The sequence below is a fragment of the Planomonospora alba genome, from assembly GCF_039534085.1.
GTDB classification, from domain to species: domain Bacteria; phylum Actinomycetota; class Actinomycetes; order Streptosporangiales; family Streptosporangiaceae; genus Planomonospora_B; species Planomonospora_B alba.
Genome location: NZ_BAAAUT010000041.1, coordinates 65601 through 72198 on the forward strand (window position 1 = coordinate 65601; position 6598 = coordinate 72198).

At 74.2% G+C, this 6598-nt stretch carries 6 protein-coding genes; all 6 read left to right on the forward strand.

Translation table 11 applies throughout. The features are described from left to right. Positions 1 to 177 precede the first annotated feature (177 nt). Positions 178 to 873, forward strand: coding sequence for a DUF4097 family beta strand repeat-containing protein (locus ABD823_RS23680; protein ID WP_344863127.1), 696 nt, complete (start codon positions 178 to 180; stop codon positions 871 to 873). A gap of 234 nt (positions 874 to 1107) precedes the next feature. Further along, positions 1108 to 2475 carry a GTPase HflX gene (gene hflX, locus ABD823_RS23685; protein ID WP_344863133.1) on the forward strand — a complete coding sequence of 456 codons (1368 nt, stop codon included), beginning with the start codon at positions 1108 to 1110 and terminating at the stop codon, positions 2473 to 2475. Between the two features lie 625 nt (positions 2476 to 3100). Beyond that, the gene (gene hutI / locus ABD823_RS23690) at positions 3101 to 4309 is read left to right on the forward strand and encodes an imidazolonepropionase (protein ID WP_344863128.1); all 1209 of its coding nucleotides are present in this window, start codon (positions 3101 to 3103) and stop codon (positions 4307 to 4309) included. 66 nt (positions 4310 to 4375) lie between these two features. Then, positions 4376 to 5227, forward strand: coding sequence for a DegV family protein (locus ABD823_RS23695; RefSeq protein WP_344863129.1), 852 nt, complete (start codon positions 4376 to 4378; stop codon positions 5225 to 5227). 414 nt (positions 5228 to 5641) lie between these two features. Next, positions 5642 to 6361: a ComEA family DNA-binding protein gene (locus tag ABD823_RS23700; protein ID WP_344863130.1), complete on the forward strand. Its 720-nt coding sequence runs from the start codon at positions 5642 to 5644 to the stop codon at positions 6359 to 6361. After that, positions 6358 to 6598 (forward strand): hypothetical protein (locus tag ABD823_RS23705; RefSeq protein ID WP_344863131.1); only part of this gene is annotated, 241 nt, incomplete at its 3' end. The genes ABD823_RS23700 and ABD823_RS23705, both read left to right, overlap by 4 nt.

A 6598-nucleotide genomic window follows, 5' to 3' on the forward strand; every position in this document is an offset into this window, starting at 1 on the left:
ACTGGACGGTCACTTGCCGGTCAAAGGCAGGGGTGTCCTCAGGGCCGCCTCCGGGGTCTCCCGGATGGGATCACGCGGCCGGATCGGCCAGAGTCGGATCACGGCGCCCCTGCCGCAGACGGGGCGCGGACCGGTGGTCGAGGGGGCGCAGGCCTCCGGAAGGCGGAGATCAGGCTCATGAAGAAGAAGGTGCTCGCCGCGGGGGCGGTCGCGGGCTCGGCGCTGGTGCTGTCCGGATGCGGCATCGATGCCCTCGCCGGAGCCCAGCAGACCGTCGTCTCCTACGAGGTGCCCGACAAGGTGCTGGTGCTCTCGATGGACGTGGAGGCGGGGGACGTCGTGGTGAGCGAGTCCGGGCGGAGCGGGATCAAGGTCACCGAGACCCTGCGCTGGAGCGACGACAAGCCCGAGACCGAGCACCGCGTCGAGGGCGGCACCCTCACGCTGGAGTACCGGTGCCCGACCGGGTTCGGCCTGGTGCACTGCAGCGTGGACTACAAGGTCGAGGTCCCGAAGGGGGTGCGGGTCAAGGTCCAGAGCGGCGCGGGCGACGTCACGCTGCGCTCGCTCACCGGAGGGGTCGAGGCGGGCACCGGCGCCGGCGACATCGACGCCAGCGGCCTGGCCGGCAAGGAGTTCGTCGCCGACTCGGGGGCCGGCGACGTGGAGGCCGGGTTCGCCGCCGCGCCCGAGCGGGTCGAGGTGGAGACCGGCGCGGGCGACGCCACGGTACGGCTCCCGCAGGGCGCCTACCGGGTGACCGCCGAGTCGGGCGCCGGGGACGAGACGGTGAAGGTCCAGGACGACCCGTCGGCGCCCCGGACCGTCAGGGTCTCGACCGGCGCCGGGGACGCGAAGGTCCTGCCCGGCTGACGCGCCGGGGCCGGCGCGGCCGCCCGCTTCGCTGACGGCGGACGGATAACCGGGTGAGCCCGGCGGCGTTCGCATGGCACCATCGCGGGGAAACATCTGAGGCGTTCAGGCGTTGTCATAGATGTGCACGACACGTGGCACGCACGAACCCGGACATCCGAATGGAGCAACGACATAGACACTCGTGAGTCGCTGGACTTTGACCAGTTCGACGACCTGCCCGAGATCGGCGAGATGGAGCTGGCCGAGCGCCAGGCCCTGCGCCGGGTGGCGGGGCTCTCCACCGAGCTCGAGGACGTCACCGAGGTCGAATACCGTCAGCTGCGACTCGAGAGGGTCGTCCTGGTGGGCGTCTGGACCTCGGGGACGGCGACCGACGCCGAGAACTCCCTCCTGGAGCTCAAGCTCCTGGCCGAGACGGCGGGCTCGCAGGTGCTGGAAGGTCTGATCCAGCGCCGTCAGAAGCCCGACACGGCGACCTACATCGGTTCGGGCAAGGCCCAGGAGCTGGCCGACATCGTCGCGGCCACCGGCGCCGACACCGTGATCTGCGACGGTGAGCTGAGCCCCGGCCAGCTGCGCCAGCTGGAGGAGGTCGTCAAGGTCAAGGTCATCGACCGGACCATGCTGATCCTCGACATCTTCGCCCAGCACGCCAAGAGCAGGGAGGGCAAGGCCCAGGTCGAGCTCGCCCAGCTCAACTACCTGCTGCCGCGGCTGCGGGGCTGGGGTGGCAACCTGTCCCGCCAGGTCGGCGGACGGGCCGCGGGCGGCGTCGGCATCGGCGGCCGCGGTCCCGGTGAGACCAAGATCGAGCTGGACCGCCGCCGCATCCGCGAGCGGATGGCCAAGCTCCGCCGTCAGATCGGCGGCATGACCACCGCGCGCGAGACCATGCGCGCCCGGCGCCAGCAGCGCGAGATCCCGGCCGTGGCCATCGCCGGCTACACCAACGCGGGCAAGTCCTCGCTGCTGAACCGGCTGACCGGGGCGGGCGTCCTGGTGGAGGACGCCCTCTTCGCCACCCTGGACCCGACCGTCCGCAAGGCGCACACGCCGGACGGGCGGCTGTTCACGCTGGCCGACACCGTCGGGTTCGTCCGGCACCTGCCGCACCAGCTGGTGGAGGCGTTCCGCTCCACGCTGGAGGAGGTCGCCGACGCCGACCTGATCCTGCACGTGGTCGACGGCTCGCACCCCGACCCGGCGGCGCAGATCGCCGCCGTGCGGGAGGTCCTCTCCGAGATCGAGGGCGCCCGCGACATCCCGGAGATCGTCGTCGTCAACAAGTCCGACGCCGCCGACCCCGTGGTGCTGGCCCAGCTGGCCGCGCAGGAGAAGCGGACCGTCGTCGTCTCGGCGCGCACCGGCGCCGGCGTCGACGAGCTGATGGCCGTGATCGAGCGCGAACTGCCGCGCTTCGACCAGGAGGTCCGCATGCTCGTGCCGTACCAGCGGGGCGACCTGGTCTCGCGGGCCCACCAGGAGGGCGAGGTCATCGACGTCGAGCACACCGAGGAGGGCACGATCCTGCACGCCAGGGTCCGGCGGTCCCTCTTCGCGGAGCTGGAGAGGACCGCCAAGCCGGTCGAGACCGTCTGATCCGGCCTCCGGCCGCACCTTCCACCCGGCCGCCGTGCCGGATGCCGCGCCCGTCGCAGGCATCCGGCACGGCGGCCGCGCTTTTCCAAGCGTATAAACATCCGGCCTCGCCGCTCAACAAGAGCGGTTGCAATCCGGCGGTCGTGTGGGAGGAACTGGGCGCGGCAAAAAGCGGACAAAAACCCATAATAACGACAGTGGCCGGTCAAGGTCGGGGTTGCTACCATGGGGCAAACCTGACGAGATGTTGGGGTGCGGGTCTGTTCGCCGCCTGGTGTTACGGGTGGGGAAGATGTGATCTGAGCTGCGGAAACACTGTCGCCGCCGACCGCGGTCGCCGGTCCGGCGGGCCGGTGGCGGTTTCGGCGAATCGGCGTTCTTCCCAATTAGCCTGTACAGCAGGCCGAACTGTGAAATGACGTAACTGAACCGAACCCGCCGGATCATGACTCCGGCGGCACTGTCACCGCACATATGAGCGGATGAGAGCAGGAGACCCCCGAATGTCATCCGGACCCGGAGCGGACCCGGCGGGCGCCAGGCCCGGTGCGGGGCGGGTTCCCGCGCCGTTCCGCACGGCGCCCCTCGCTCCGGTGCATTTCCCTGCGCACAAGGCGGTGATGCGATGACGGTCCGCCTCCTGACCAACATCGGCCGGCTCTGGACCGGCAACGACGTCTGCAGCAACGCCGCGATCCTCGTGCACAACGACCGCATCGCCTGGGTCGGCCGCGCCGCCGACCTGCCGCAGAGCGTGCCCGGCGTGGTGGACGACATCGTCGACGTCGACCACGTCGAGAACCTGGGCGGCGCGCTCGTCACGCCCGGCCTGATCGACGCCCACACCCACCCGGTCTACGCCGGCAACCGGTACGCCGAGCTGGCCATGCGCTCCGGCGGCTCCACCCCGTCGGCGATCACCGCGGCCGGCGGCGGCATCGGCTCCACCGTCACGGTGACCCGCGGGACCGACCCGTGGACCCTGTGCAACGGCGTCCGCGAGCGCCTGCGCGACTGGCTGCTCGGCGGCACCACCACGGTCGAGGCCAAGACCGGCTACCACCTCACCCGGGACGGCGAGCTGGCCGACGTGCGGCTCCTGCGCGAGCTCGAGAAAGAGCCGATGATGCCGCGCGTGCACGTCACCTTCCTCGCCGCGCACGTCGTCCCTCCGGAGTACTTCGGGCGGCAGCGCGACTACGTCGAGGCCGTGGGCGCCTGGTGCGCCGACGCCGCGGCGGCCGGGGCCGACAGCGTGGACGTCTACTGCGACGAGGGCCACTTCACCACCGAGGAGGCCCGCTGGGTGCTCGCCTCCGGCCGCAACGTCGGGCTGCTCCCGCGCATCCACGCCGGCGCCTACAGCCGCCGCGGCGCGGTCCAGCTCGCCGCCGAGCTCGGATGCGCCTCCGCCGACCTGCTCCACCACACCTCCGACGAGGACATCGCGATCCTGTCCCGCTACGGCGTGCCCGCCGTGCTCTGCCCCGGCACCGCGCTGCAGAACGGCAGCCTGCCGCCCGTCCGGCGCATGCTGGCCCAGGGGGTCACGGTGGCACTCGGCAGCGACCACAACCCCGGCCACTGCGGCATCACCTCGATGTCGCTGGTGGTCAGCCTCGCGGTGGCGGCCTTCGGGATGAGCGTCGGCGACGCCCTGCGCGCGGCCACCCTGGGCGGGGCCACCGTTCTCGGGGCCCCCGACCGCGGCGTCCTCGCCCCGGGCCGCCTGGCCGACATCGTCCAGTGGGACGCCGACCACGAGGGCGCCTTCGCCTGGGCCTTCGGACTCAAGCCCCGCCGCGTCTGGCGGGGCGGCACCCCCGTCCAGTAGCACTCCGGCCCGGGACGCCGGTGCCGCTCCCGATCATGCGATCTCCTGGGGGATAACCTGCTGGGCATGCCGTCACCGGTCGCCGTCGTCACCGACTCCACCGCGTACCTCCCGCAGGAGGAGACCGCCCGGCTGGGGATCACCGTGGTGCCGCTCCAGGTCGTCATCGGCGGGCGGGCCTTCGACGACGCGGCGCGGGCGGACCGGGCCGAGCTGCACCGGGCGTTCCGGGAGCGGTCGCCGATCACCACCTCCAGGCCCGCGCCCCGGCGCTTCGCGGACGCCTACGCCGCGGCGGCGGCCGCGGGGGCGCGGGCCGTGGTCTCCATCCACATCTCCGGCGAGATGTCGGGCACCGTCGAGGCGGCCAGGGCGGCCGCGGGCGAGGCCCCGGTCCCGGTGGAGGTCGTCGACAGCGGATCCGTCGCCCTGGGGCTCGGCTTCCCGGTCCTCGCCGCGGCCGAGGCGGCCGCGCGGGGGGCGGACCGCGCGGCGGTGGCCGGCGCCGCGCGTCGCCGCATGGCGGCGACCCGCACGTTCTTCTACCTCGACACCCTGGACTACCTCCGTAGGGGAGGACGGATCGGCGCGGCGGCGAGCTGGCTGGGATCCGCCCTGATGATCAAGCCGCTGCTGCACATCGACGGCGGTGTGATCGCGCCCCTGGAGAAGGTCCGCACCTCGACCCGGGCCATCGCCCGCCTGGAGGACCTCGCGGTCCGGGCCGCGGGGGACGGCCCGGTCGAGGCGGCCGTCCAGCACATCTCCTCTCCGTCCCGCGCCGAGGCGCTCGCGGAGCGGCTCTCCCGGCGCCTCCCCGGTGCCGCCCGGGTGGCGGTGGTCGAGGTGGGCGCGGTGATCGGCGCCCACTCGGGACCGGGCATGCTCGGGGTGACGGTCTCACCCGCCGCCTCCTGACCCGCGGGATCTCCGGCTCCGCGTGTGGGCGGGCCGCGGCGGGCGTCCCGGTCTCGCGCGTACGGCCCGCAGCGCGGGAGGCTCGTCCACAGGGAGCCGTCCCCGCGAGCGGGCCGTCCACAGAACGCGGTCCGGGCGGCGGGCGGACGGGGCCGGCGCCCTAGCGTTCCGGGCGTGCGTGCAGACGAGCTCACCGAGCGGTTCCGGGCGGAGTCGCGGCTGCGGACGCTGGGGACGTCCGGCGTCCCCGGCGCCTTCGGGTCCCCCGGGTCGCCCGGGACCGGGGTCTCGGAGACTCCCGGTGCCCCCGGGACCGGAGCCTCCAGGATCAACGGGATCTCCGGGGCCCCCGCGGACCCGGCACCCCCCACCGGGGAGGCCCCCACAGGTCCCGCCGAGGGCCGGAGGGGCGCCGTGCCGGTCCCACCCTCCTTCGACGCCCTCCGCACGGCCGTCGCCGCCCGCGGCCCGGAGTTCGACCCCGGCCGCCCCGGGGTGCGCGTGCTGCTCCTGGCCGCCCTGGCGGCGGTCATCGCCGGAGGGGTCTACGCCTGGAGATCCCAGCCGGAGGCCGAGCCCCTCGCACCGCCCGCACCGGTCTCCGGTCCCTCCCTCACCGAGGCGGCCGCACCCGGTCCGCGGCCCTCGGCCGCCACCGGGGTCACTGAGGCCACCGGAGCGGCCGGAGCCGCCGGCGTCACCGTCCACGTCACCGGGAAGGTCCGCCGGCCGGGCGTCTTCACGCTGCCCGGCGGCTCCCGGGTCACCGACGCGGTCCAGGCCGCCGGCGGGGTGCGCAAGGGGGCCTCCTCCGGTCCGCTGAACCTCGCCCGCAGGCTCGTCGACGGGGAGCAGATCGTCATCGGCGCTCCGCCCGGCGGGCCCGCCGGTGCCGGACCCGCCGGTGCCGCCGCACCCCCGGCCCCGGCCGATCCGGCCGCCACGCTCATCGACCTCAACACCGCCACTCCGGAGCAGCTGGAGCAGCTGCCGGGTGTCGGGGAGGTGCTCGCCCGCCGCATCACCGAATACCGCGACGGGCACGGCGGGTTCCGGAGCGTCGGGCAGCTCCGCGAGGTGAGCGGCATCGGCGAGAAGAAATACGCCGAGATGAAGGACAGGGTCCGCGTATGACGGCGGAGCGCCGCCCCGGCTCCCGCCGGGCACCGCGGCCGGGTCCTCATGAGCGGTCGTCCGCGGGCACGGCGGGCCCCGCGCACTCCCTCCGGCTGGTCCTGCCGGCCCTCGTCTCCTGGGCGGTGGCTCTCGCCCTGCTGGGGCTCCCGCCTTGGGCCGGGGCGGCCGCAGGCGCCGCCGCGGGGGCGGGCGCGGGCGCGGGCGCGGTCGCGCTGCGGACCCGCCGCCGCGGGC

Bases quoted from the DNA above. Each gene is read 5' to 3' on its own strand.
- ABD823_RS23695 (WP_344863129.1), top strand. From the start codon at position 4,376: ATGCCGTCACCGGTCGCCGTCGTCACCGACTCCACCGCGTACCTCCCG.
- ABD823_RS23680 (WP_344863127.1), top strand. From the start codon at position 178: ATGAAGAAGAAGGTGCTCGCCGCGGGGGCGGTCGCGGGCTCGGCGCTG.
- hutI (WP_344863128.1), top strand. From the start codon at position 3,101: ATGACGGTCCGCCTCCTGACCAACATCGGCCGGCTCTGGACCGGCAAC.
- hflX (WP_344863133.1), top strand. From the start codon at position 1,108: ATGGAGCTGGCCGAGCGCCAGGCCCTGCGCCGGGTGGCGGGGCTCTCC.